The 22908-nt window shown below is 63.3% G+C and carries 25 protein-coding genes; 10 read left to right on the forward strand and 15 right to left on the reverse strand.

All coding sequences use genetic code 11. The features are described 5' to 3' along the window. Positions 1-24 precede the first annotated feature (24 nt). Positions 25-786: an SGNH/GDSL hydrolase family protein gene (locus JOE69_RS11195; protein WP_309798738.1), complete on the forward strand. Its 762-nt coding sequence runs from the start codon at positions 25-27 to the stop codon at positions 784-786. Positions 787-828: 42 nt separating this feature from the next. Here the strand turns inward: JOE69_RS11195 and JOE69_RS11200 are convergent, their stop codons facing one another. The 5 genes from JOE69_RS11200 to JOE69_RS11220 all read right to left on the reverse strand — a co-directional run bounded on the left by JOE69_RS11200 (position 829) and on the right by JOE69_RS11220 (position 4098). Next, positions 829-1215 (reverse strand): universal stress protein, encoded by a 387-nt coding sequence (locus JOE69_RS11200; protein WP_296364595.1) that lies wholly within the window; start codon positions 1213-1215, stop codon positions 829-831. Positions 1216-1258: 43 nt separating this feature from the next. Then, a complete protein-coding gene (locus JOE69_RS11205) occupies positions 1259-2713 on the reverse strand; it encodes a CitMHS family transporter (protein WP_309798740.1) in 1455 nt (484 codons plus the stop codon). Positions 2714-2873: 160 nt separating this feature from the next. After that, positions 2874-3023, reverse strand: coding sequence for a hypothetical protein (locus JOE69_RS11210; RefSeq protein ID WP_309798742.1), 150 nt, complete (start codon positions 3021-3023; stop codon positions 2874-2876). A 68-nt stretch (positions 3024-3091) separates the two neighbouring features. Beyond that, positions 3092-3286 carry a hypothetical protein gene (locus JOE69_RS11215; RefSeq protein ID WP_309798744.1) on the reverse strand — a complete coding sequence of 65 codons (195 nt, stop codon included), beginning with the start codon at positions 3284-3286 and terminating at the stop codon, positions 3092-3094. A 29-nt stretch (positions 3287-3315) separates the two neighbouring features. Then, positions 3316-4098: a hypothetical protein gene (locus JOE69_RS11220; RefSeq protein WP_309798746.1), complete on the reverse strand. Its 783-nt coding sequence runs from the start codon at positions 4096-4098 to the stop codon at positions 3316-3318. Between the two features lie 711 nt (positions 4099-4809). Between JOE69_RS11220 and JOE69_RS11225 the strand changes: the two genes are divergently transcribed. From JOE69_RS11225 to JOE69_RS11245, 5 genes are all read left to right on the forward strand, one after another. Then, positions 4810-5454, forward strand: a complete 645-nt coding sequence (locus tag JOE69_RS11225) for a maleylpyruvate isomerase family mycothiol-dependent enzyme (RefSeq protein WP_309798749.1) — start codon at positions 4810-4812, stop codon at positions 5452-5454. Between the two features lie 239 nt (positions 5455-5693). Then, positions 5694-5930, forward strand: a complete 237-nt coding sequence (rpmB, locus tag JOE69_RS11230) for a 50S ribosomal protein L28 (protein WP_009358852.1) — start codon at positions 5694-5696, stop codon at positions 5928-5930. Further along, positions 5930-6097, forward strand: a complete 168-nt coding sequence (gene rpmG, locus JOE69_RS11235) for a 50S ribosomal protein L33 (RefSeq protein WP_296364581.1) — start codon at positions 5930-5932, stop codon at positions 6095-6097. The genes rpmB and rpmG overlap by 1 nt, the downstream gene beginning before the upstream one ends. Before the next feature lie 3 nt (positions 6098-6100). Next, the gene (rpsN, locus tag JOE69_RS11240; protein ID WP_296364579.1) at positions 6101-6406 is read left to right on the forward strand and encodes a 30S ribosomal protein S14; all 306 of its coding nucleotides are present in this window, start codon (positions 6101-6103) and stop codon (positions 6404-6406) included. A 183-nt stretch (positions 6407-6589) separates the two neighbouring features. After that, the gene (locus tag JOE69_RS11245) at positions 6590-7216 is read left to right on the forward strand and encodes an HNH endonuclease family protein (protein ID WP_309798753.1); all 627 of its coding nucleotides are present in this window, start codon (positions 6590-6592) and stop codon (positions 7214-7216) included. A 112-nt stretch (positions 7217-7328) separates the two neighbouring features. On the opposite strand, the gene JOE69_RS11250 is transcribed toward JOE69_RS11245, so the two are convergent. Further along, entirely contained in the window at positions 7329-8297 is a 969-nt protein-coding gene (locus JOE69_RS11250; RefSeq protein WP_309798755.1) for an aldo/keto reductase, read from the reverse strand. A gap of 269 nt (positions 8298-8566) precedes the next feature. On the opposite strand from JOE69_RS11250, the gene JOE69_RS11255 reads away from it, so the two are divergent. From JOE69_RS11255 to JOE69_RS11265, 3 genes are all read left to right on the forward strand, one after another. Then, positions 8567-8884: an HU family DNA-binding protein gene (locus JOE69_RS11255; protein ID WP_296364570.1), complete on the forward strand. Its 318-nt coding sequence runs from the start codon at positions 8567-8569 to the stop codon at positions 8882-8884. A 276-nt stretch (positions 8885-9160) separates the two neighbouring features. After that, positions 9161-11353, forward strand: a complete 2193-nt coding sequence (locus JOE69_RS11260; RefSeq protein ID WP_309798758.1) for a bifunctional copper resistance protein CopD/cytochrome c oxidase assembly protein — start codon at positions 9161-9163, stop codon at positions 11351-11353. Beyond that, positions 11353-13290 carry an NHL domain-containing thioredoxin family protein gene (locus tag JOE69_RS11265; protein ID WP_309798761.1) on the forward strand — a complete coding sequence of 646 codons (1938 nt, stop codon included), beginning with the start codon at positions 11353-11355 and terminating at the stop codon, positions 13288-13290. Before JOE69_RS11260 ends, JOE69_RS11265 begins: the two co-directional genes overlap by 1 nt. A gap of 88 nt (positions 13291-13378) precedes the next feature. Here the strand turns inward: JOE69_RS11265 and JOE69_RS11270 are convergent, their stop codons facing one another. The 7 genes from JOE69_RS11270 to JOE69_RS11300 form a co-directional block, all read right to left on the reverse strand. Continuing rightward, positions 13379-13708 (reverse strand): nuclear transport factor 2 family protein, encoded by a 330-nt coding sequence (locus JOE69_RS11270; protein ID WP_296364565.1) that lies wholly within the window; start codon positions 13706-13708, stop codon positions 13379-13381. Positions 13709-13980: 272 nt separating this feature from the next. Next, positions 13981-14505 carry a ferritin gene (locus JOE69_RS11275; RefSeq protein ID WP_309798763.1) on the reverse strand — a complete coding sequence of 175 codons (525 nt, stop codon included), beginning with the start codon at positions 14503-14505 and terminating at the stop codon, positions 13981-13983. Between the two features lie 139 nt (positions 14506-14644). Continuing rightward, on the reverse strand, positions 14645-15613 hold the full coding sequence (locus JOE69_RS11280) for a hypothetical protein (RefSeq protein WP_309798765.1): 969 nt from the start codon (positions 15611-15613) through the stop codon (positions 14645-14647). Positions 15614-15676: 63 nt separating this feature from the next. Continuing rightward, a complete protein-coding gene (locus JOE69_RS11285) occupies positions 15677-17275 on the reverse strand; it encodes a helicase HerA-like domain-containing protein (RefSeq protein ID WP_309798767.1) in 1599 nt (532 codons plus the stop codon). 39 nt (positions 17276-17314) lie between these two features. Continuing rightward, positions 17315-18238 carry an AEC family transporter gene (locus JOE69_RS11290; protein ID WP_309798769.1) on the reverse strand — a complete coding sequence of 308 codons (924 nt, stop codon included), beginning with the start codon at positions 18236-18238 and terminating at the stop codon, positions 17315-17317. Positions 18239-18242: 4 nt separating this feature from the next. Next, entirely contained in the window at positions 18243-18659 is a 417-nt protein-coding gene (panD, locus tag JOE69_RS11295) for an aspartate 1-decarboxylase (RefSeq protein WP_309801268.1), read from the reverse strand. Positions 18660-18780: 121 nt separating this feature from the next. After that, the gene (locus JOE69_RS11300; RefSeq protein WP_296364553.1) at positions 18781-19638 is read right to left on the reverse strand and encodes a LysR family transcriptional regulator; all 858 of its coding nucleotides are present in this window, start codon (positions 19636-19638) and stop codon (positions 18781-18783) included. Between the two features lie 128 nt (positions 19639-19766). On the opposite strand from JOE69_RS11300, the gene JOE69_RS11305 reads away from it, so the two are divergent. After that, entirely contained in the window at positions 19767-21131 is a 1365-nt protein-coding gene (locus tag JOE69_RS11305; protein ID WP_309798772.1) for an MFS transporter, read from the forward strand. Between the two features lie 14 nt (positions 21132-21145). On the opposite strand, the gene JOE69_RS11310 is transcribed toward JOE69_RS11305, so the two are convergent. After that, positions 21146-21769 carry an MBL fold metallo-hydrolase gene (locus tag JOE69_RS11310; RefSeq protein ID WP_309798774.1) on the reverse strand — a complete coding sequence of 208 codons (624 nt, stop codon included), beginning with the start codon at positions 21767-21769 and terminating at the stop codon, positions 21146-21148. 26 nt (positions 21770-21795) lie between these two features. Further along, positions 21796-22881, reverse strand: coding sequence for an S-(hydroxymethyl)mycothiol dehydrogenase (locus tag JOE69_RS11315; protein WP_309798776.1), 1086 nt, complete (start codon positions 22879-22881; stop codon positions 21796-21798). Positions 22882-22908: the final 27 nt, after the last annotated feature.

Genomic DNA, 22908 nt, shown 5'->3' on the forward strand with positions numbered 1-22908 from the left:
CGCATCTGTACCTAGGATGAAGGTGTGGACTTCTCGAACCGGTACGTGGCCCTCGGCGATTCCTTCACCGAAGGAGTCGGCGACCATGCTCCTGAGCTGCCCAATGGGGTCCGCGGTTGGGCCGACCGCCTGGCCGCGCACTTGGCCTCCCAGGACGGTGATTGGGGATATGCAAACCTGGCGATCCGGGGCCGCAAGATGGCGCAGATCCTGGACGAACAACTGGAGCCGGCGCTGGCCATGCAGCCGACTCTGGTGACCATTTACTCCGGGGTCAACGACCTGATGCGGCCCGCGGTCGACATCGATGCCCTGTTGGTCAGCTATGACGAGGCGATCGGCCGGTTGGTCGGCTCCGGGGCGCAAGTGCTGATGTTCACCGGCTTCGATGCCAAGGTCTCCAAAATCTTCGCCCGGTTGCGGGGTCGGACTGCGATCTACAACGAATTGGTCCGCGAAATCTCGGACAAACACGGAACGGGCTTGGTCGACTTCTGGCGCTTCCGGGAATTCGACGACTGGCGGATGTGGGCCGAAGATCGGATCCACATGTCCGCGCCGGGCCATCAGCGGATGGCGCAACGGGTACTGGATGCGCTGGGCCGCCCGTCCAGCCTGCCGGAGCCGGAGCTGCCGGACCTCGAGGCCAAGTCCGTTGCGGAAAGACTGCGCGAACAAGCCGAATGGACCCGGGACCACGTGGGCCCCTGGATCGGCCGCCGGGTACGCGGCGCTTCGTCCGGCGACGATCTGGCGCCGCGCTGGCCGCAGTTGCGCCGCCCCTGACCGGGCGACGTCGGGCGGCCGGATGCCCGACGTCGGACTGGCTCAGTTCCCGCGCACCGTCAGCACCGGGCACTCGGCTTCGAGGATGATCTGCTGCGCCATGGAGCCCAGGAACAGCTTCATCACGGGGGAGCGCTTCCGGGTGGCAAGCACGATCAATTCTGCGGCGTAGCCTTCGGCCAGCTCCAGAACCTGGGCGGCTGCATTGTCCCGGGCCAGGACCAATTCGAACTCGACGCCGGCTTCCGCCATGGCTCGCGCAATGTCGCTGCGCGCTTCGGGCGAGGAGTAGACCGGCGTCGCGCTGGCATCCCCGGCCGCGCTGACCGCTACGACCCGGGCTTGGCGCCAGACAGCCTGCTGGACCGCCTCGGCGATCGCCGCAGTTCCTTCTTCGCCTTTCAAATGGGCCAAGATGATGGTTTTCATGGGTCCTCCTGTGCGTTGGTGGTCGAAGGTGCCGGGCGGCGGGTCAACGGCCGAACGGGATCACGCCGACCAATACGCCGACGCCGAGCATGGCGATGGAGACCACGGCGGCCCGCCAGAGCACCTTCTTGTGGTGATCGCCCAGATCCACATTGGCCAATGACACCAGCAGCAGGATGGCCGGCACCAAGGGGCTCTGCAGATGGACCGGTTGGCCGGTGATCGAGGCGCGGGCCATCTCGACCGGCTGGATTCCGTAGGTTTCCGCAGTTTTGCTCAGCACCGGCAGGATGCCGAAGTAGAACGCGTCGTTGCTCAGGAAGAACGTCGCCGGAATCGAGATCAGGCCGGTGAGCACCGCGGTGTAGGGGCCCATGGACGGCGGGATGATCTGCACGAGCCATTGCGACATCGCGTCGACCATGCCGGTTCCGCTGAGCACTCCGGTGAGCACTCCGGCGGCCATCACCATGGCGACGACGGCGACCACCGAAGGGGCGTGCGCGATGAGTTGTTTCGCCTGGTCGTGCACTTTCGGGAAGTTCACCAACAGGGCGATCGCGCTGCCGAGCATGAAGACGTAGGGCAACGGGATCACGTCGAGCACCAGCATCACCATCACGGCGATGGTCAGGCCCAGGTTGAACCAGATCAGTTTGGGGCGCAGGGTGCTCCGGTTCGGGTCCAGAACGGTGTCCGCCATGGCGGAATCTGCGGGGTCGGCCTTCACGCTGACCAATTGCCCCGCGTTGCCGAGGGCGTTGCCCAGGCCGCCGCCGAAGGTCTTCTTGTCGAAACCGGACTTGCCGGAGCGTCCGGGGGCGATGGTTTCGCCGGCGCCGGGCGCCCAGGCGATCGGATCGAGCGCTTGGAGCCGACGGCGCTCGCCGACGCCCAGAAACCAGGCGAAGCTCAGGGAAATTGCCAGGCCGGCGAAGAGCGAGGGGAGCATCGGTACGAAGATGTCCGTGGCGGAGACGTTCAGCGCGGTAGCGGCGCGGATCGTCGGCCCGCCCCAGGGCACGATGTTGAGCGTGCCGTTGGTCAACCCGGCGACGCAGGTGAGCACGACCGGGCTGATGCCCAGCCGGAGGTAGATGGGCAGCATCGCGGCGGTGGTGATGATGAAGGTGGTGGAGCCGTCGCCGTCCAGCGACACCGCGCCGGAAAGCAGCGCCGTGCCGAGCACGACCTTTGCGGGGTCGTTGCCCAGCGCCCGGAGGATGAAGCGGACCAGCGGGTCGAAAAGGCCGACGTCGATCATCAGGCCGAAGAAGATGATCGCGAACATCAGCAGCGCGGCGGTGGATGCCATGCTCCCGATCGAGGTCATCACCATGTTGCCGAGGTTGTTCTCTTTGGGGCCCCAGAGCAGCCCGCCGGCGAAGAGGCCGAACACGGTGGGCACGATGATCAGTGCCAAGACCGGGGTCATCCGTTTGGTCATGATCAACACCATGAAGACGGCGATCATCAAGAATCCGAGGATTACCAGCACGTTTTTGCTCCTGTTGCGTCCGACGTCGTTGTCAGGGCAGTGCTGATCCGATGATCTCCGATGCCCCCTCAAGGAGCGTAGGGGGTGTCCTGGCTCACACTGGGAGTTAACTGATATTGACTCTCAATATGCTTTTTATCGCGGGTTTTGCGCATTGTGCTCACGGAGTGGTTCGTTGTTGCCGTTCGTTGTTGCGCTGAGGGTGGACGGTAGCCTTGGCGTTGAAAGTGATGCTGATCTTGCGGTTGATCGGGTAAAACTGCAGGTCAGGATGGAGTTCCTGCAGGTGCGGGGATGAGTCCGCGATCATTCCAAGCGGTTGGGATCGAGGTGTGGCGTCGGCTCGTTTGGGCCGACGCCACACCTATACCGTAGGAATCAATCTGTAGACGTAGCGGCCAGCTCAGTGGATTTCTTCCGGCGTCGGAGCCAGCGAATCCAGAGCACCGTAGCAATCACTGCTGTTGCCACGATCAGAAAATCGTAAAGACTGGGCGCAAAGAGCATCACGAAAAGGCTGTATGCTCCGAACACCAAAGCAATGGCGACAAGAGCTCCGATGACAATCTTCATTCTTGGTCTCCCAACTGCTGGACGACGGCTCAGTTGACACCCTTACTGATCGAAGCAGTATTGTTTCCACGCAATGTGATGTCCATCCAAGGATAGAAGTTTGCCCCACATCCGACAACTGGCGGGCAGTTCTCAAAGCGCGCCTTCCGGTACGTCTTCAATTCCCAGCCGCCGGTACCATTCGATTGGGACGGATCTGCGCCGCGGTAGTACCACCACGGAGAAATGTATCCGGGCGCTTCAATATCTCGGTGAAAACTCGTAACGACAGAACCGTTGGCGCACCAATCCACTGTGCGCTTCCATCCGAATTTCTGCACTACGCCCCAGGATTGGACTTCGTCGTTGGTGATCCAGCACTGCGCTGCGGCGGCTGCTGCCGGGGAGGTGACCAGGCCGGCCTCGACCATCTTGGCATCCAATTCTGCTAAAGCTTTTGTTGTCACCGGAGCTGATGTGGTCACCGATTCGGTGGTTACCACCCGATTATCGGTTGGGTCGAAACTCTCCAATCCGTAATCCTTTAACGCAGCTCGGTCGGTTGGGGCCAAAGACTCCTTGTTTGCCACTTTGAGCAATGCCTGCTTCGTCTCAACCGGCAGTGCGGTACGTGCGGCGGCCTGTTCGGGGGAGGGCGGGGTCTCCTGGCTCCAAAAGGCCTGATTCAGCTGTACATCCAGCGCCGTCGACGCTTCGGTATCGGCGGAGTTTGTTTGATTCGCTGAGGCGGTACCGGCGGCACTCATCAAGGATGCAAAAAGCATCGTCGCCACAGCTCCAGAGGCCAACATTGGGCGAATAAAATTTGTCAAATCTAGCTCCTTTTGAAATGGAAGATCATCAGCGAATCTCTTGCCGAAAGATCAAAATGACTGATCGGTCGACAGCGGACATTCTCCCCAAAGAATGATTTTACGGAACAATCTGGGATGAAGCACAGAGGTCCGTTGCTCTCCATCTTCAGATGCAGAACTTGCATATGTCAAGCGTTGTTATTAAATTTATTTAATATTATCCATCCGAAAGTAGAACGATGATCTTCAGAGGTTAGAAGGGATGTCATGGTCTAAGCGCGCGGCGACGCCGTCGAGGGATCTACCGCCAGGCCCTCGGCAAGCACATTCCAGTCTCCCTTCGGGGAGTATGCGCGGACAGGCTACGGTGGGTGTCCACCGAACCGGGGCTATTGTTCGTGCAATGAGGGCGCCGAGTAACCTGCATACTTTGCCAGTTTGCTCGGCATAGGTGAATTCGGCTCTGGCCTGGCTGATCTCGGCTTTGAATCGGGTCGATCCGCAGATGCATACGATGCCATTCATCGCTTGACCTTCGATTCTGTCGCTGGGCGCCCTTGCTTGGTGTGCCCTGCCTCTGTTAAGCGTACTCATGCCGCCCTCCGAAGGCAGAAGAACGCGGGGGCGAAGTTGTCACCCAGATGGGGGCAGTGCACAGCGGGACCATGCGCCTGCGGTGTGCGCTTCAAAGAGGTTCCGCTTGTCGGTGCCTGATGCTTTGATATGAAGATGAGCAAAGCCGCGAACGCCCGGATTTGGCAGTTGGTCCATCAAGAGCGCTCGGCGCTAGTGGAGGATCTGCGCGGTCTCGGCAGTGAGCAGTGGAACGCGCCATCGTTGTGCCGGGGCTGGAGCGTGCACGACGTGCTGGCGCATTTGGTCGACGTGGCCAAAACCACGCGCCTGGGCTTCGCTCGTCGGATGATCGCGGCCCGGTTCGACTTCGACCGGGACAACCAAGCCGGCGTCGATCGCGAGCGGCGTACCGGTCCGGCGCAGACGCTGGCGGCATTCGAAGCGGTACTGGGCCGAACCTCCACCCCGCCGGCGGATCTTGCCACCCGGCTGATCGAAGAAATCGCGCACGGTGAGGATATTCGGCGTCCGCTGGGCATCCGTCGGAATTACCCGATCGAAGCTGCGACGCCGGCGCTGCCCTACCTGGTGAAAACTTCGAAAAACTTCGGCGGCGGAAAAGAGCGCTGCGCGGGCTTGCGCCTGGTCGCGACCGATGCTGATTTCAGCCATGGCGAGGGTCCCGAGGTCCGGGGTGGAGCAGTGACCTTGCTGTTGGCCTTGTCCGGCCGCAAAGTCGACGACGCCGAACTCGACGGACCGGGCTCAGTCGAGTTTCTGGGAAGACTGGACGGGTAGCGCCGAGGCTGAACCGGGTGGATTGGCTTTAATCCGCGAACTGCCGGTAAGCTAGTGGGGCGCTAAGTGGCGTGGAACCCGAGCAATTGCTCCGGTAGCTGTTTGAAGGTGGCTACCGGTAGTTAGGGGCTCAAGTTGCACGGACCCGACGTCGGCCTGATTCTGGACTCTTTCGAGAAATCTTTTGTATGGCTGGACGCTGCTTTGCGCTCAAACATACACATCAATGGAGGCAGATCATGGCAGCACATTGCCAAGTGACTGGAGCTGAGCCGGGCTTCGGGCATAGCATTTCGCACTCGCACCGCCGCAACAAGCGTCGGTTCGACCCGAACATTCAGAAGAAGCGCTACTGGGTTCCGTCCCTGCGCCGCAACGTCACGCTGCAGGTTTCTGCACGTGGCATCAAGACCATCGACGTCCGTGGCATCGACGCAGTCGTCGCCGAGATCCTTGCACGTGGGGTGAAGCTCTAATGGCCAAAGACAAGGACGTACGTCCGATCATCAAGCTGAAGAGCACGGCCGGCACCGGCTACACCTACGTGACTCGGAAGAACCGTCGTAACGATCCGGACCGTTTGGTTCTGAAGAAGTACGACCCCAGGATCCGTCAGCACGTCGAATTCCGAGAGGAGCGCTAAGCCATGGCTAAGAAGTCAATGATCGCTAAGAACGAGCAGCGCAAAGTCATCGTCGAGCGTTACGCCGAGAAGCGCCTTGCCTTGAAGAAGGCCTTGGTCAACCCGGAGTCGACCGACGAGCAGCGCGAAGAGGCCCGCTTGGGCCTGCAGAAACTGCCCCGCAACGCTTCACCGGTGCGCTTGCGCAACCGTGACGCCATCGACGGCCGCCCGCGCGGTACGTTCCAGAAGTTCGGCATCTCCCGTGTCCGCTTCCGCGACATGGCGCACCGTGGCGAACTGCCCGGCATCAAGAAGTCGAGCTGGTAAAACCTGCTTTCCGGAAGGGGTCGATCGCGCAAGCGGTCGGCCCCTTTCACTTTGCACCTGCCAAATTGCTAGGAATGGGCCTCCGTTCCGCAACACGTCGTCTCTTGTTCAGCGGGTGATCACTTCCGGCGGTTAGGTTTTGCTTGAGACAAATCCCGCAACGAAGCGAAATGGACGGCCATTGTGAAACGCCTTGCCTCAGCGATCTTGATCTTTTGCGCCCTGATGCTCTTCATCCCGATCGGCGCCGCGAATGCCGCGTTGCCGGCTTTGCCGTCGAAGTCGGCTTCGCAGACTTCGCTCAACGGATTGACGGTTGCCGCGAAGGGCCCGATGACCGGGTATTCGCGGGACCAGTTCCCCACCTGGGCCACGGTTTCCGGCACCTGCAACGCCCGTGAGACCGTGTTGAAGCGCGACGGCAGCAACGTCGTGGTCGGCTCGGACTGCAATCCCACCTCGGGCAGCTGGACCAGCGCGTACGACGGCGTGACCATCACCGATTCGTCGAAAGTGGACATCGACCATATGGTGCCGTTGGCGGAAGCCTGGAGGTCCGGTGCCGCGGATTGGACCAAGGACGACCGGACCAAGTTCGCCAATGACCTGACCCGGCCGCAGCTGCTGGCAGTGTCCGCATCGTCGAACCGGTCCAAGGGCGACCAGACGCCGGCGACCTGGATGCCCACGCAGACCTCGTTCCGGTGCGATTACACGAAGGCCTGGATCGCGGTGAAGTCGTACTGGAAGCTCTCCGTGGATACCGCGGAGAAGAAAGCACTGCAGAAGGAATTGAACGCCTGCGCCTAGCAGATGAGGAGCACGTCAAGGCCAGTAGTTAGCCGTGACGCGGCGGGATGGTGTCCCCCGCCTCCGCGAAGATGAACTCCCGAACCGGTCATCGGCGGGGCCACCGCACGCCTCACCACGCATAAGCCTCCGGCGCTGGACCACCCGGACCGGGGAAGATCTCGTCCAACCGCGCCAAGTCGGCCTTCTTGAGGCGCACCTTCAAAGCCTCCAGGGATCCCTCCAGCTGCGCGACGGTCCGCGGGCCCACGATCGGCCCGGTCACGCCGTCCTGCGCCAGCAGCCAGGCCAGCCCGACGTTCGCCGGGTGGTGCCCCAATTCCTTGCTGAACGCCTCGAATGCCTTGATCTTGTCCCGATTGGCGGCCAACAGGCCCTTCCGGTAATCGTCCGTGCCGCGCACCGCCGTCTTGCCCTTGGCCAGGACACCGCCCAAGAGGCCACCGGCCAGCGGTGACCACGGGATCACGCCCAGCCCGTAGTGCCGTGCCGCCGGAAGCACTTCCAGCTCAACGTTCCGATTCATCAGGTTGTAGATCGACTGCTCGCTCACCAGACCCAGGAAATGCCTGGACGCGGCGGCTTCACTGGCCTGGGCGATATGCCATCCGGCGAAGTTCGACGAGCCGACATAGAGCACTTTCCCCTGCTGGATCAACACATCCATCGCTTGCCAGATCTCGTCCCAGGGCGTGTTCCGCTGCACGTGGTGGAACTGGTAGAGGTCGATGTAGTCGGTCTGCAGCCGTTTCAGTGAAGCCTCTACCTGACGGCGGATGTGTTTTGCGGACAGCCCCTCCGAATTTGGCCCATCGCCCATGGACCCGTACACCTTGGTCGCCAGCACCACGTCTTCGCGCTTGCCGGATGCAGCGAACCAATTGCCGATGATGTTCTCCGTGCTGCCCTTTTTGTCCCAGCCGTAGACATTGGCAGTGTCGAAAAAATTGATTCCGACGCCGACTGCCCGGTCCATGATCTGGTGGCTGTCCGCTTCGGTGGTCACTGGGCCGAAGTTCATGGTGCCCAGAACCAACCGTGAGACCTGGAGGCCGCTTCGACCGAGGTAGGTGTACTCCATGATTTTCCCGATTCGCCGCTCTGAATGCTTGGTCCAGACCGACTCAACTCCGCTTGCCTGAGCCTGTCAAGACGCGCCGCGCCCGGTCGATTCGCTACTCTGAGAGCGAAATTTCACCCCAAATACGTCGAAAATCGGGGGAAAACCGCCAATTTCCGGGGAAATCCGGGCGTTTTCACTGGCCAATCCCGGCATAACTGGTATGTTTTCGAACAGTGGCTAGAACACACCCCGTGTTTTGGCTCGATCCGAGGTCCAGGAGGACATAAATGGCTAAGAACCGTAGTGAGCTCGTCGCTGAAGTTGCTGCCAAGGCTGAAACCAGCCAGGCTGCTGTGAACAACGTGCTGGACGCGCTGTTCTCGACCTTCGAGAGCTCCGTCGCCGCCGGCGAGAAGATCACCATCCCGGGCTGGCTCGCCGTTGAGCGTACCGACCGTGCAGCCCGTACCGGCCGCAACCCGCAGACCGGTGAGACCATCCAGATTGCAGCCGGCCACAGCGTCAAGCTGACCGCCGGCTCCAAGCTGAAGGCTGCTGTCGCGAAGAAGGCTCCCGCGAAGAAGGCTCCGGCCAAGAAGAAGTAATTTTTCTTCCCAGCACTTTGGCTGAGGGCGGTTCCCATCGGGGAGCCGCCCTCAACTGTTTCCCCGGCCCGGGGACAGGCCCGGGGCCCCGAAGCCTGGTCCCACTGAGTAAGCGGGCCCAGTGGGACAAAACGGCCTGGTCCCACTGAGTTGGCCAACTCAGTGGGACCAGACCGATGCGTTCAAAAGCATCCCTGGCCAATCGAAGCGCCAAGCCTCAAAGCCGCCAAGCCCCCGGGATTAGCCCAGAATCGGCCGGTACCCGACAATGGAGAAGTGCCAGTCGCAGTTGCCAGACCGAACAAGTCCCAAGATGCCGCCAAACCCGTACCGGGAATCCGCAATGCTTGGTTGCTGATCGCTGCTCTGGCCTTGGCGCTGGGCCTCACCGGCGCCTTGCTGTTCGGCGGTGCCGCAGCGGCCCGTGGTCTGCTGGATCCGGGCCCCTTGGTGCGCTGGGGTCTGCCCGGCGCCCTGGCGGTGCACAACGTCGCAGTAGCCGCCGTCGTCGGTGCTTTGATTTTCGCCGTGGTGATCCTGCCCAAAGACAAAATCGCCAAAGGCCGCAGCAGCAGTAGCAGCAATACCGAGGAGCATCCGGCCTTCGCCAGGGCGATGACGCTCGCCGCCGTCGCCGCAGTGGTCTGGACCTTCGCCGCGATCTCGGTGTTGATCCTGACCTACCTGGACCAATCGGGTCTGCCGGTCTCGGCGAGTTCGGACTTCACCAAAGGCCTGGTCTACTTCATGACCGACATCGACTCCGGGCGGGCCTGGCTGGCGATCTGCATTTTCGCCGCGGTGGTGAGCACGCTCTGCTTCGGCGTGCGGGCTTTGACCGGCCTCGGACTCACCTTGGTGCTCGCCCTGATCGGCATGGTGCCGCAGGCTTTGATCGGCCATTCGGCCTCCGCCGCGGACCACGAAGGAGCGGTCAATTCGCTCCTCCTGCACATCGTCGGAGTGGCGCTCTGGTTCGGCGGGATCACCGCCCTGACCTTCGTTTCGCCCAAGCTTTCGGTTCCGGAAGCGCTCACCGGCAAGGTGCTGAAACGGTTCTCCGCGCTCGCCCTGTTCGGTTTCACAGTGGTCTTCGCCTCCGGAGTGGTGAATGCTTCGATCCGGCTGACCAGCTGGGACGCCTTGTTCAATTCGGCTTACGGCCAGTTGATCCTGATTAAAACCGTGGCCACCGTGCTGCTCGGTGCGATCGGCTTCATGCACCGGCAATGGATCATCCCGCAGCTGGCCGGCGATCAACCGGCCGGCAGCACCAAGCGCCCGGGCCGCGGCACGATGAGCACCAAGCGGGTGCTCTGGCAGTTGGTCGCCGTGGAATTGGTGATCATGGCGGCGGTCAGCGGAATCGCCGTCGGCCTGAGCCGTTCCGCGCCACCGCAGCCGACGAGTTACGCACCCAGTACGCCGCCTGCGGAAATCCTCTCCGGCTACCCGCTGCCGCCCGAGCTGACGCCGATCCGCTGGATCAGCGAGTGGCGGATCGATTGGCTCTGGCTCAGCTTCGCCCTGGGCACCGCGGTGGCCTATTTCCTGGCCGTGCGCAAAATCCGCCGTCGCGGCGACAGCTGGCCTTGGCTGCGCACCGCGTCCTGGATGGTGGGCATGATTGCCCTGGTCTACATCACCTCCGGCGGCCCCAGCGTCTATGGCCGGGTCCTGTTCAGCGCGCACATGGTCGACCATATGGCGCTGACCATGGTGGCACCGATCTTCATGGTGCTCGGCGCCCCGGTGAGCCTGGCGCTGAAAGCGCTGCAGGCGCGTGGCGACGGCAGCCGGGGGATCCGGGAATGGATCCTGGTGATCGTGCACTCCAAATTCGCCGCGGTGGTCACGCACCCGCTTTTCGTCGCAGTGAACTTCGCCGGCAGCATCGTGTTGTTCTACTACTCGCCGCTGTTCGGCTATGCACTGCGCGACCACGTGGGCCACGAATTGATGATCCTGCACTTCACCATCACCGGCTACCTCTTCGTGCTCTCCATGATCGGCATCGATCCGGTGCCTCGGCGCTTCCCCTACCCGCTCCGGCTGATCGTGCTGCTGGCCACGATGGCGTTCCACGCCTTCTTCGGTATTGCCATCATGTCCTCCACAACGCTGTTGCAGGCCTCGTACTTCGGCAATCTCGGCCGTGATTGGGGACTGTCCGCCATTGCGGACCAGCAAATGGGCGGTGCGATCGCCTGGGGCATCGGCGAAGTGCCCACGGTACTGATCGCAATCGCGGTCGCGGTCATGTGGTCACGCACGGATGCCCGGGAGAGCAAACGGACCGACCGGGCGGCAGACCGGAATAACAACGCCGATCTGAATGCTTACAACGACATGTTCGCCCGGCTGGCGAAACGGGATTCCGGTAGCCCGGAAGCCCGCAACGATGCGCCGCGGAAAAACACCGGCAATGCCGGCTCTGGCAAAAGCTCTGGCAAAACAGGAGAAGAATAATGGCACAGGACGCCCTCGCCGCACACCACAGCGCCCCGCGGATCCGGGCTTCGGAGCTGGTGGGCCGCGCCTGGCTCAATACCGGCGGCGAACCGTTGGACCTGGCCAAGCTGCGCGGCAAGATCGTGCTGCTGGACTTCTGGACTTTCTGCTGCATCAACTGCCTGCACGTGATCGACGAACTGCGGCCGCTCGAGCAGAAGTATGCCGACGTCCTGGTGACCGTTGGCGTGCACTCGCCGAAGTTCGAACACGAGGCGGACCCGGTGGCGCTCGCCGCCGCGATCGAACGCTACGAAATCCACCATCCGGTGCTCGACGACCCGGAGCTGGTCACCTGGCAGGCGTATTCGGCGCGGGCCTGGCCGACTTTAGTGGTCATCGACCCCGAGGGCTACATCGTGGCCAACCTCTCCGGTGAAGGCCACGCCGCCGGCCTGGAGTCGTTCATTCCGGAACTGATTGCGGTGCACGAGGAAAAGGGCACGCTGCACCGCGGTTCGGGACCTTATGTGGCCCCCGAGCCGCAGGCCGGCACGCTGCGCTTCCCGGGCAAGGTGCTGCCGCTGCCCGGACAAGCCGGCAGCGAGGGCAGCTTCCTGGTTTCCGACACCGGGCACCACCGCCTGGTGGAATTGGCTCCGGATCTGGAGACCGTGCTCCGCAGCTTCGGTTCGGGTACGAAGGGCTTTGCGGACGGTCCGGCGGAAACCGCCCAGTTCAACGAGCCGCAAGGCATGGCCCTGCTGCCCGCGGAACTCGCCGAGCAGCTCGGTTACGACGTCGTGGTCGCGGATTCGGTGAACCACCGGTTGCGCGGGCTTTCGACCGCGACCGGCCAGGTCCGCAGCTTGGCCGGGAGCGGCGTGCAGCGGCTTCTGGATGCCGGCCCGAACACCGTCGACGACGCCGGCGAAGGCGCCCTGGGCGAGTTGCCAGGGGATCCGCTCGGCATCGCATTGTCCTCGCCGTGGGATCTGATCTACTCGAAAGCGCTCGGCCAGGTCGTGATCGCGATGGCCGGAGTACATCAGATCTTCGGCTACGACCCGGTGGCGGGGCGCCTCGGCATCCTGGCCGGAACCGGGTTGGAAGGCCTGCTCGACGGCGCTGCGGAGCAGGCTTGGTTCGCGCAGCCCTCGGGCCTCGCCGAGGACGCCGCCGGTGACATTTGGGTCGCCGACTCGGAAACCTCGGCCGTCCGGGTGCTGCGCATCGCCGAAGGCCGGGTGGCCCGGGTCGAGACCGCGATCGGCGAAGGGCTTTTCGATTTCGGCTTCCGGGACGGCGCCGCGGAGCAGGCCAGACTGCAACACCCGCTCGGCGTGGCAGCCTTGCCGGATGGTTCGGTCGCGATTGCGGATACCTACAACGGCGCGGTGCGTCGCTACGATCCCGTGGCGGGAACCGTGAGCACTTTGGCACGAGGCCTGCTGGAGCCCTCCGACGTGCTGCTGGACGGCGAGCTGCTGATCGTGGTGGAAGCGAACAAACACCAGCTGATCAGGGTGCCGTTGCCCAAGGAGGCGTTGCAGGTCGATGAAGGGGCGGCGCAGACTCAGCGGCCGGCGACCGAAGTGGCAGCCGGCGAGTTCACGCTCAAGGTCAGGTTCAGTGCGCCCACCGGCCAGAAGCTCGACGACCGATGGGGCGATCCGACGCAGCTGAAAATCTCATCGACGCCGCCGGAGCTGTTGCTCGGCGGCGATGGCACCTCGACCGGCTTGAACCGGATCCTGACTCTGAACGGCGAGATTCCGGAAGGGATTCTGCACATCACCGCCCGGGCTGCCGCCTGCGACGGGCCGGAAACCGCAGACGGGGAGATCCCGGATCATGCCGCCTGCCATCTGTACCAGCAAGACTGGGGCATCCCAGTCCGCTTGAACAGTGCCGGAGACACCGGGCTGGCCCTGGATCTGCGCGGGATGAACTGAGTTTTCCGCAGTCACAATGCAATCGAGTGGTCAGGTCTGCACGCTAAACATCGTGTTTGACGTGCAGACCTGACCACTCGATGTGGGTTTAGCCGGCGCTGATCACCATGGACTGGATCTTGTCGTCGGCCACCGTGAAGACGAACGGGCTGACTCCGTTGTAGCCGTTGCCTCCGGTCCGAATGCTCACCAAATATTTTCCATGACCCTGGTCTTCGATCGACAACGCTTCCCAGGTCGCTTGTTTTCCGATGTTGTCGGTTGAGTTCCAACTCGCGACGCCGTCGGACCCGTTGAGTTGTCGCCCCCAGTCGTTGATGAAGCCGTCACTGGCGAACGCCGCTACGAACCCGTCGTCGTCCGCCGAGTTGGTGGCGTCGAAGGCCCTCTGGATGGCTGCTGGAAGTTCTACGGTCATGGTTCCCCCTTGTGTTGACGGACTGACGGACTGACGGAAGCGGCGGGTGCGGGCGCAGCGGCCGCGCTGGAATTGCCGCTTCCCTCAATGCTCGGCACCGGAAAAAGCGATGGCACCGACAGGAGAAGGCTATTGGGCTTCTTCATTTTGTCACTATACCCAGCATGAATTCGCTGGGAACCATCTGAACATACGAAGAACGGGCAGTTCGGCAGACCAGACATCGTGTCTGGCCTGCCGAACTGCCCGTTCGGTGATGCGTGGGGCGGTTTTTAGAGCGCTCCGCCGGCGGCTTCCGGGGCGGAGGAGTCCTCGCCGCCGTCGCCGATGGTTTCCCGGGCGATGAAGTTCTCGATGTCGAACAGGCTGTCCGCCCGCTCGGCGATGTTCACCAAGGTGCTCATCGAGGCGACTTCCTCGACTTGCTCCTTGAGGAACCAGAGCATGAACTGCTCGCCGAGCGCATCGTTCTCATCGCGTGCCGTGGCGAAGAGCTTCTCGATCTGCGAGGTGACCTGTTTTTCCTGCTCCAAGGCGAGTTTGAGCGGCTCAGTGACATCCTTGAAGTCGTTGACGATATCGCCGATTCCGGGGATCTTCACGTCCTGGTCCCGGTCCAGCATGTACTGCACCATCATCATGGCGTGGTTGCGCTCTTCGAGCGATTGCTTGTAGAAGTGGGCGGCCAGCTGCGGCAGGTCCTGGGAATCGAACCAGACAGACACCGCGATGTACTGCTGGGAAGCAGCGAACTCGTGGCCGATTTGCTCTTGCAGGAGTGTGTTGAATTGGCTCATGCCACTAGCCTAGTTATTCTGAGTGATTCGCGATAGCTAGCCTAGGCAATCCTCAGCGAGGCAAAGCAAACCTAAACCGTGCGGGCCGGCAATGCAGGCGGTCGGCCCAGGGCAGCAACCACCGGCCGCAACCATCGGCTCAGTACTTCACCACCGGGGTCACGGTAACCTGCTCGCCGTTGATCGCCAAGCGCGCGGTGAAGTAGTGGTCCTGGACTTTCTCGACCGTCGAAATCGCGCCGGTGGCGTAGCTTTTCTCCTGGAACTGCACTTTCGCCTTGAAGGTCAGCGGTGCGATGACCCAGCTGCCGTTGTACGCCGTGATCGACGCCTTCGGGTACTCCACGATCGACCAGTTGATCTCACTGGTCAGTTGGTTGTTGGTGTCGAAGGTCAGTGGACAGCCGCTGGGCTTGAGGACTTTCTGCTGGGCGCATTTGTCCACGAACTGCTTTAACGCGTCGTCGACCTGGCCGATCAGCGCCGGAGTGGGCGCGGTGGCGAGCGTGATCGGGGTGGGTTTCGACGCCGGGGAATCAACTACCGCAGCACTCGGCTTCGCGGTGAACAACTGGTTTTCGAAACCGGCCTCGTAGCGTCCGGGGTAGAGCAGCGAGAAGGTGTTTTTGCCCGCCGGCATCGGCACCGCGACGCCGTTCACCGTGGCTTCGGTCTGGTTCACCACCGAGACGTCCATGACCGGCAGCGATGTCGGCAGGAATTTCCATTTGTGGAAGAACATCCATTGCACCCCGGCCGGTTCCAGGGTGAAGTCGCTGCTGTGCCCTTCGCCGTCCAGCTGGTAGCTGACCGTGATCCGGACCCGGCCGTCGTCGAGCGTCGTGGGATTGCCCAGGCTGACATCGCTGACGCCCTCCGCGGCAGCCTTCAAGGCCTGCCCGTCCAGCAAGGCCGGCGAGGCATTGGGCACATTCGCGCCGAGCAGCCCCAAGGCGCGGGCGCCGTCGCCGTTCTGCAGGGCTTGGATGTAGTCGCGCACCGGTTGTTGCGGGCCGTAGAGGTTGGCGTTCACCCATTGGATCGTGACCACGGTTGCGGCAATGCTCAGCAAAAGGCCGAAAAGCCATAGCGCAGCTACCCGGATCATGGTGGATCCAGGAGCATCCGGGGCAGTTGCTTCTGCTGCGCTCGAGTGGGTCAAGGGCAAAATCTAACGGCGACGGCGACTGGTCGTGCCGAAGATGTCGCGCATGATGTTTCGCCCCAGATTGGTGCCCATCGACCGGACCATGGACTGCAGGCCGCCGCCGAGGATCCCGCCGAGCGCACCGGCCACGTCCGCGCCGAGGCTGCCGCCTTGCTGTTGCGGAATGGGTGCCGGAGGCGGCGGAATCGGCACCGGCGGTGCGGGCATCGGCGGCACCGGATCGCCGACCGAATCCCCGGTGGGCGGCGCGGCCTTGTTCTGCAGCTTCTCGTAGGCGGAAATCGGATCGACCTCGGTGCCGTATTTGGTCAGCAACGGCGATGCGGCGACGGTGGATTTGACCACGTCTTCCGCGCTGGCGCCCATCACTGATTCCGGCGCCCGCAGCCGGGTCAGCGCGACCGGCGTCGGCGCGCCCTTTTCATTCATCACGGTGACCACGGCCTCGCCGATTCCGGCGCTGGTGAGCGTCTTCTCCAAGTCGTAGTCGCTCACCGGGAAGGTGGAGACGGTGGCTTTGAGCGCTTTGGCGTCATCCGGGGTGAAGGCGCGCAAGGCGTGCTGCACCCGGTTGGCCAGCTGGGCCAGAACATCCGAGGGCACGTCTTTCGGAGTCTGGGTCACGAAGAAGATTCCGACGCCTTTGGACCGGATCAGCCGCACCGTCTGGGTGATCGCGGCGAGGAACGCCTTGGTGGCGTCCTTGAAGAGCAAGTGGGCTTCGTCGAGGAAGAACACCAGCTTCGGCTTGTCCTGGTCGCCGACCTCGGGCAGGTCCCGGAAGAGGTCGGCGAGCAGCCACATCAGGAAGGTGGAGAAGAGCATCGGCTTGTCCTGCACATTCGGCAGTTCCAAACAGGTGATCACGCCCCGGCCGTCCGGCGCGGTCCGGATCAGCTCTGCGGTGTCGAACTCCGGCATGCCGAAGAACTTGGTCATGCCTTGCGCTTCCAAAGTGATCAGCTCGCGCAGGATCACGCCGGCCGTGGCCTTGGACAGTCCGCCGAGCTCGGCGAGGGCGGCTTTGCCGTCGTCCGAGGTGAGGAACTGGATCACGGCCCGGAGGTCTTTGAGGTCGTACAATTCCAAACCCTGGGTGTCCGCATAGTGGAAGATCAGCTGCAGACTGGATTCCTGGGTTTCATTCAACTGCAGCACGCGGGAGAGCAGGATCGGGCCGAACGAGGTGATCGAAGCGCGCACCGGAACGCCGTTGCCGTCGCCGCCGAGGGCCAGGAACTCCACCGGGAAGGCTTTGGCGGCCCATTCCTGGCCCAGGCTCTGGGTCCGCGCGGTGAGCTTGTCGTTGGCCGTTCCGGGCGTCGCCAGGCCGGACAGATCGCCCTTGATGTCGGCCATGAAGACCGGCACCCCGGCGGTGGAGAGCTGCTCGGCGATCATGTGCAAGGTGACCGTCTTGCCGGTGCCGGTAGCGCCGGCCACCAGGCCGTGCCGGTTCATCATGGCAAGCGGCAAGCGGACCTGGGCGTCTTTGTAGACCTGGTCTTCGACGAGTGCCGCGCCCAGCGCGATCGCCGGAGTGTCGAAGGTGTAGCCCTGAGTGATGTTTGCGACGATCTCCGCCGCGCTCTTGGAAGCCATGAGGTTAGAGTACCTGTTCGACTGCCCGATTCGCTGGCGTCACGCCAAAAGGGCCGCGACTACGAGCATCGCCGGCACCGCGATCGCGGTGGTCAGCAACACCGTGTCCTTGGCTTGGGCCACGCCGGATTGATACCGTGCCGCGATCACGAAGACGTTTTGCGCGGTGGGCAGCCCGGCGAGCACGACGGCGGCGAACAGCGCGGCGCCGTCGAGCTGGAACAGCGTGGTCGCGAGCAGGTAGCCGGCAGCCGGTTGCACGACCAGCTTCACGACGGTCGCGGCAATCACCGAAACCCGGCTGGCGGGTTCCTGGAGCGGTTTGGAACCGAACAGCGAGATCCCGAAAGCGATCAGTGCGCCGGGCACCGCGGCGCCGCCCACCAGCTCGAAGGGTTGCAGCAAAAGCTCGGGCGGCCGCCAGCTGGAGGCGGCGACCGCGGTTCCGGCGACCGAGGCGAGCAGCAGCGGATTGCTGATCACGCTCAACAGGATCTTGCCGAGCGAGGCACTGCGGCGTTGCCGGACCAGTTCGATCAGGATCACGAACAGCGGTTGGTAGACCGCCAGCTGGAAGATCACGATGGGAGCCGCGAGTGCCGCGTTCCCCAGCACGTAGACCGCGATCGGCAGGCCCAGATTGTTGGCGTTGACATAGGAAGCGCTCATCGTGCCCAGCACCGCCTCCGCCCCGAAGGGCTTGCGCCGCAGCACGGTGAACAGCACGAAGACCGCTGCGGCAATCGCCGCGGAGCCGGCGACGATCCAGAACGACGGCCCGAAGACGGTGTGCAGGTCTGCGCGGGAGATGGTTTCGAACAGCAGTGCGGGGCTGGCGACGAAAAAAGTGAACCGGCTCAGTACCCGCTGTGCACCGTCGCCGAGCACATTGAACCTGCCGAGCAAGTACCCCAGCGCGATCACCGCCCAGACCAGGGAGAAGCCGATCAGCACGCCGCCCATCGGGTCAGTCCTGGACGGCGAACGGCGGGCGTTGGGTGCCCGCTGCGGCTGCCGCCGCCGGGTCGTGGCCGAGTTCCACGATCCGGTTCTGCCCGTCCACGTGCACGATCGCCGGCCGGTAGGCCTGTGCCTCTTCGGTGGACATCTGCGCGTAGCTGATCAGGATCACGGTGTCCCCGATCGCCACCAGATGCGCCGCTGCGCCGTTGATCCCGATCACGCCCGAGCCGCGCTCGCCCAGGATCGTATAGGTCTCCAAGCGCGCGCCATTGCTGACGTCGACGATCGCGACCAGTTCCCCGGGCAGGATGTCCGCGGCTTCGAGCAAGTCCTGGTCAACGGTGACCGAACCGACGTAATGCAGGTTGGCATGGGTCACCGTGGCGCGGTGGATCTTGGATTTGAACATGGTGCGGATCATGATTGCCAACTCTAGTCCGATGTAGTGGTGCCGGGCACCCGCGACGGACTCGGCCTGGTACTTCGACCGCTGGGTCGGTTCGGCCGCCTTGAGTCCGCCAGCCGCGCCCACTGCGGCCGGCTCAACTTCTGGCCGGGTTGAGTTTGCGGCCCATGATCGCCTGCTCCAAGGCATCGACGACGTCGGTCCTGGCCAGCGGATTGCGCACCAGGGTGAAATCGACCTCGCCCACCGGCGGCAGGTCGAAACGCCGGGTGATCGAGACCAGGTCGTCCGGGATCAGGGTCGAAGGCATCACCGTGATCCCGATGCCGGCCCGGACCGCCGCGATCACTCCGTTGATCTCCTTGGTGTTGCAGGTGACGCGCCAGGTGCGCCCATTTTTCTCCAGCGCATCGATCGCGAGTTTCCGGCTCAGGCTCGGTGCCGGATAGCTGATCAGCGGCACCGGAACACCGGGTTCAAGTTGGGTCTGCTCCAGGCCGACCCAGGAGAAGTGGTCATGCCGCACCACGGTGCCTTCTTGGGCGCCGGAGACCCATTTGACGAAAACCAGGTCCAGCTGGCCCGCTTTGACCCGGCGGTAAAGCTGGTCGCTTTGGCTCACCGTGAGTTCCAAATTGATCTGCGGGTAGAGCTGGCGGAAATCACGCAGGATCGTCGGCAGTCTGGTGTAAGCCAGATCGTCGGCGGTGCCGAAGCGCAGTCGGCCGCGCATCGCGGCACCGGAGAAATAGCGCCCAGCATCGTCTTGGGCGGCGAGGATGTTGCGGGCGAAGCCGGCCATCGCGTCGCCGTTGTCGGTCAACCGGACCGCCCGGGTGTCCCGGAGCACGAGTTGCCGCCCGGTGGCCTCCTCGAGTTTCTTGATGTGCTGGCTGACTGTCGGTTGGCTCAAACCCAGCCGCTCAGCCGCCCGGGTGAAGTTCAAAGTCTCCGCGACTGCGAGGAAGCTGCGCAGCTGATCGTTGTCGTACACCAGGCCCTCCCATTGCGTTTTGTAATCACAGTTAGAGGGATTATATGACTTCAGAATGGGGTTGCACCCGGATAGCGTTGAACTACGCCCCTTTCCTCACCCTGCGAAGCACTAGTCAAGGATCTACTGTGGCATCCCCTGCAACCGCGCAGCTTCCCCTCGTCCACCCGCAACCGGCAAGCAGAATCCCGAACTCGGCGGTGACTGCGCCGATCAGCATCGTGGCGGCATCGCCGAGCGTCAAAAGCACCTTCGCAGCATTCTCGATCCGCAACTACCGTTACTTCACCATCGCGCATTTCATCGCGGTGATCGCCCTGTGGATGCAGCGGATCGCCCAGGACTGGATTGTGCTCCAGCTCTCCGGTTCGGTGACCGCGGTCGGCATCACGGTGGCCCTGCAGTTCGCACCGACGTTGCTTTTGGGCCCCTGGGGCGGCGTGCTGGCCGACCGGTTCTCGAAACGGGCGTTGTTGATGATCGCCCAATCCGCGGCGGCCCTGCTCGCGGCATTGATGGCGGTTTTGGCGCTCACCGGAACGCTGCAGGTGTGGCATGTCTACCTGGTCGCACTGGTCCTCGGCCTGGTCACCGTGGTGGACCAGCCGGCGCGGCAGGTTTTCGTGAACGAGCTGGTCGGGCCGGTGCACCTGCGCAATGCGATCAGCATCAACTCCTCGATCTTCCAACTCGGCGGAATGATCGGCCCGGCCGTGGCCGGCGTAATGCTGGTGGCAGTGGGCGGCGGCTGGGCGTTCGCCGCGAACGCCGTGGCCTGCGTTTTCACCGTGACCATGCTCGCCGTGATGCGCAGCTCCGAACTCATCCGTTCGACGCCGGCGCCCCGCAGCAAAGGCATGCTCGCTGAGGGCGCCAGATACCTGATGCGCAAACCCGCGATCCTGTTTTCCACCATCATGGCTGGGTTCGTGGCGGTTTTCGCAATGAGCCTTCCGGTGGTGATGGCAGCCTTCGCGGATCACGTGTTCGACGCCGGAGCCGGGGGATACGGGTTGTTGAACACCTTGGTCGCAGTCGGCGCGCTGATCGGCGCACTGGCCTCGACCAGGCGCAAGGAATTGCGTTTGCGCTCAGTGGTGATCAGTGCCGGGTGTTACGGTCTCTCGCTTGCGGTGGCGGCGTTCATGCCGTCGATGTGGAGTTTCGGTGCGGTGATGGTGGTCGCCGGATTCGCCTGCCTGCTGTTTCTGACCGGGGCGAACCAGCTGGTGCAGATTTCCACCAACATGCAGATCCGCGGCCGGGTGATGAGCCTGTACATCATGGTGCTCATCGGCGGCCAAGCAGTGGGCGGGCTGCTCACCGGGTGGCTGGCCGAGGCGATCGGGCCGCATGCGGCCTTGCTGATTGCCGGCGGCGTTCCGGTCCTGGCTGCGGTCGCGGTAGGGCTGATCCTGGCCCGGCGGGGCGAGTTGTTGCTCAAAGTCAATCTGCGCCGGCCCGGCAGATTACTGGAGATCAGGCATCGCTGAGCCAGCCGCAGGATTCAACGGCCACGGGCAATCCAGTCGGCCAGCTGCGGAATTTCCCCGCCGATGGTGGTGGAATCTCCGTGTCCGGGATACACCACGGTGTCCGGGGGCAGGCTGAACAGCGTGTCTCGGATCGATTCGATGATCGTCGGAAAATCGCTGTAGGACCGGCCGGTCGCGCCGGGGCCATGCTGGAATAGCGTGTCCCCAGTGAAAACCGCCCCCAGCTCCGCGGAATAGAAACAGCAGGAACCGGGCGAATGCCCTGGCGTGTGCAGGACGGCCAGCTGACTTGAGCCGGTGCCCAACGCGAAGACATCGCCGTCGGCCAAGGCCAGTGGCAATGCGGCCGCGGGGTAGACGGTTTGCCAGAGCATCTGATCCCGAGGATGCAGATGCACCGGTGCACCGGTGAGTTCTTGGAACTCGGCTACGGCACGGATGTGGTCGTCGTGGCCGTGGCTGAGCAGAATCGCGGAAACTCTTCGACCGGATACGGCAGCGAACACGGCCGAAGCGTCATGCGCGGGGTCTACCACCACGACTTCTGCACCGTCTCCCACGATCCAAACGTTGTTGTCCACTTCCCAGCTGCCACCGTCCAGTGAAAATGTGCCGTGGGTGACGAGGTGATCCACACGTACCTCGCCCGTGGCTTCGGCACTCACAGCTCTACTACCGAGCGCAGCACGGAACCGGTCGCCAACTTCGCGAATGCTGCCTCGACTTGGTCCAAACCGATCCGCTCCGAGACGAAGGCATCCAGATCCAACCGGCCCAGGCGGTACAGGTCGATCAGCGCCGGGAAGTCCCGACTGGGCAAGCAGTCTCCGTACCAGGAGGATTTAAGCGATCCGCCCCGGCCGAAGACATCGAGCAGCGGCAACTCCAGGGTGGCCCCGGGCGCGGGCACCCCGACCAGAACTACGGTTCCAGCCAGATCGCGGGCATAAAAGGCTTGTCGATAAGTGTCAGGCCGACCGACGGCGTCGATCACCACGTCTGCGCCGAAGCCGCCGGTGTGTGCCCGAATTTCCTGAATCGGGTCCTGCACCGACGAGTCGACGACGTGGGTGGCCCCCATGGTGCGGGCGGCAATAAGTTTCTGCGGATCGATATCCACCGCGATGATCGTGGTCGCGCCGGCCAGCTGGGCCCCGGCGATCGCCGCGCAACCAACACCGCCGCAGCCAATTACGGCGACTGATTGCCCTCGTTTCACGGCTCCGGTGTTGATCGCGGCTCCCAAACCTGCCATGATTCCGCAGCCGAGCAAGCCGATGGCCGCCGGATCGACGTCGTCCCGGACTTTGCTGCATTGGCCGGCGGCCACCAGGGTTTTTTCCGCGAAAGCTCCGATGCCCAGCGCCGGTGCGAGCTCGGTACCGTCTTCCAACGTCATTTTCTGGGTCGCATTGTGCGTAGCGAAACAATATTCCGGCTCTCCCCGGTCGCAGGCCCGGCATTCTCCGCAGACTGCCCGCCAGTTCAAAACCACCCGGTCGCCGGGGGCCACCTCGGTAACGTCCTGGCCTACCGCGGAAACGGTGCCGGATGCTTCGTGCCCCAACAGGAAGGGGAAATCATCGTTGATCTGACCTTGTTGGTAATGCTGATCGGTGTGGCAGACTCCGCAACTGATGATGTCGATGAGGGCTTCGCCGGGGCCGGGGTCAGGCACCAGAATGGTTTCGACGGTGACAGGGGAGTTTTTGCTCCGTACGACGGCGCCTCGGACTCGATGGGTCAACGTATTTCTCCTGCCGTCGGAATGCCC

The organism is Arthrobacter russicus (assembly GCF_031454135.1).
Classification (GTDB): domain Bacteria; phylum Actinomycetota; class Actinomycetes; order Actinomycetales; family Micrococcaceae; genus Renibacterium; species Renibacterium russicum.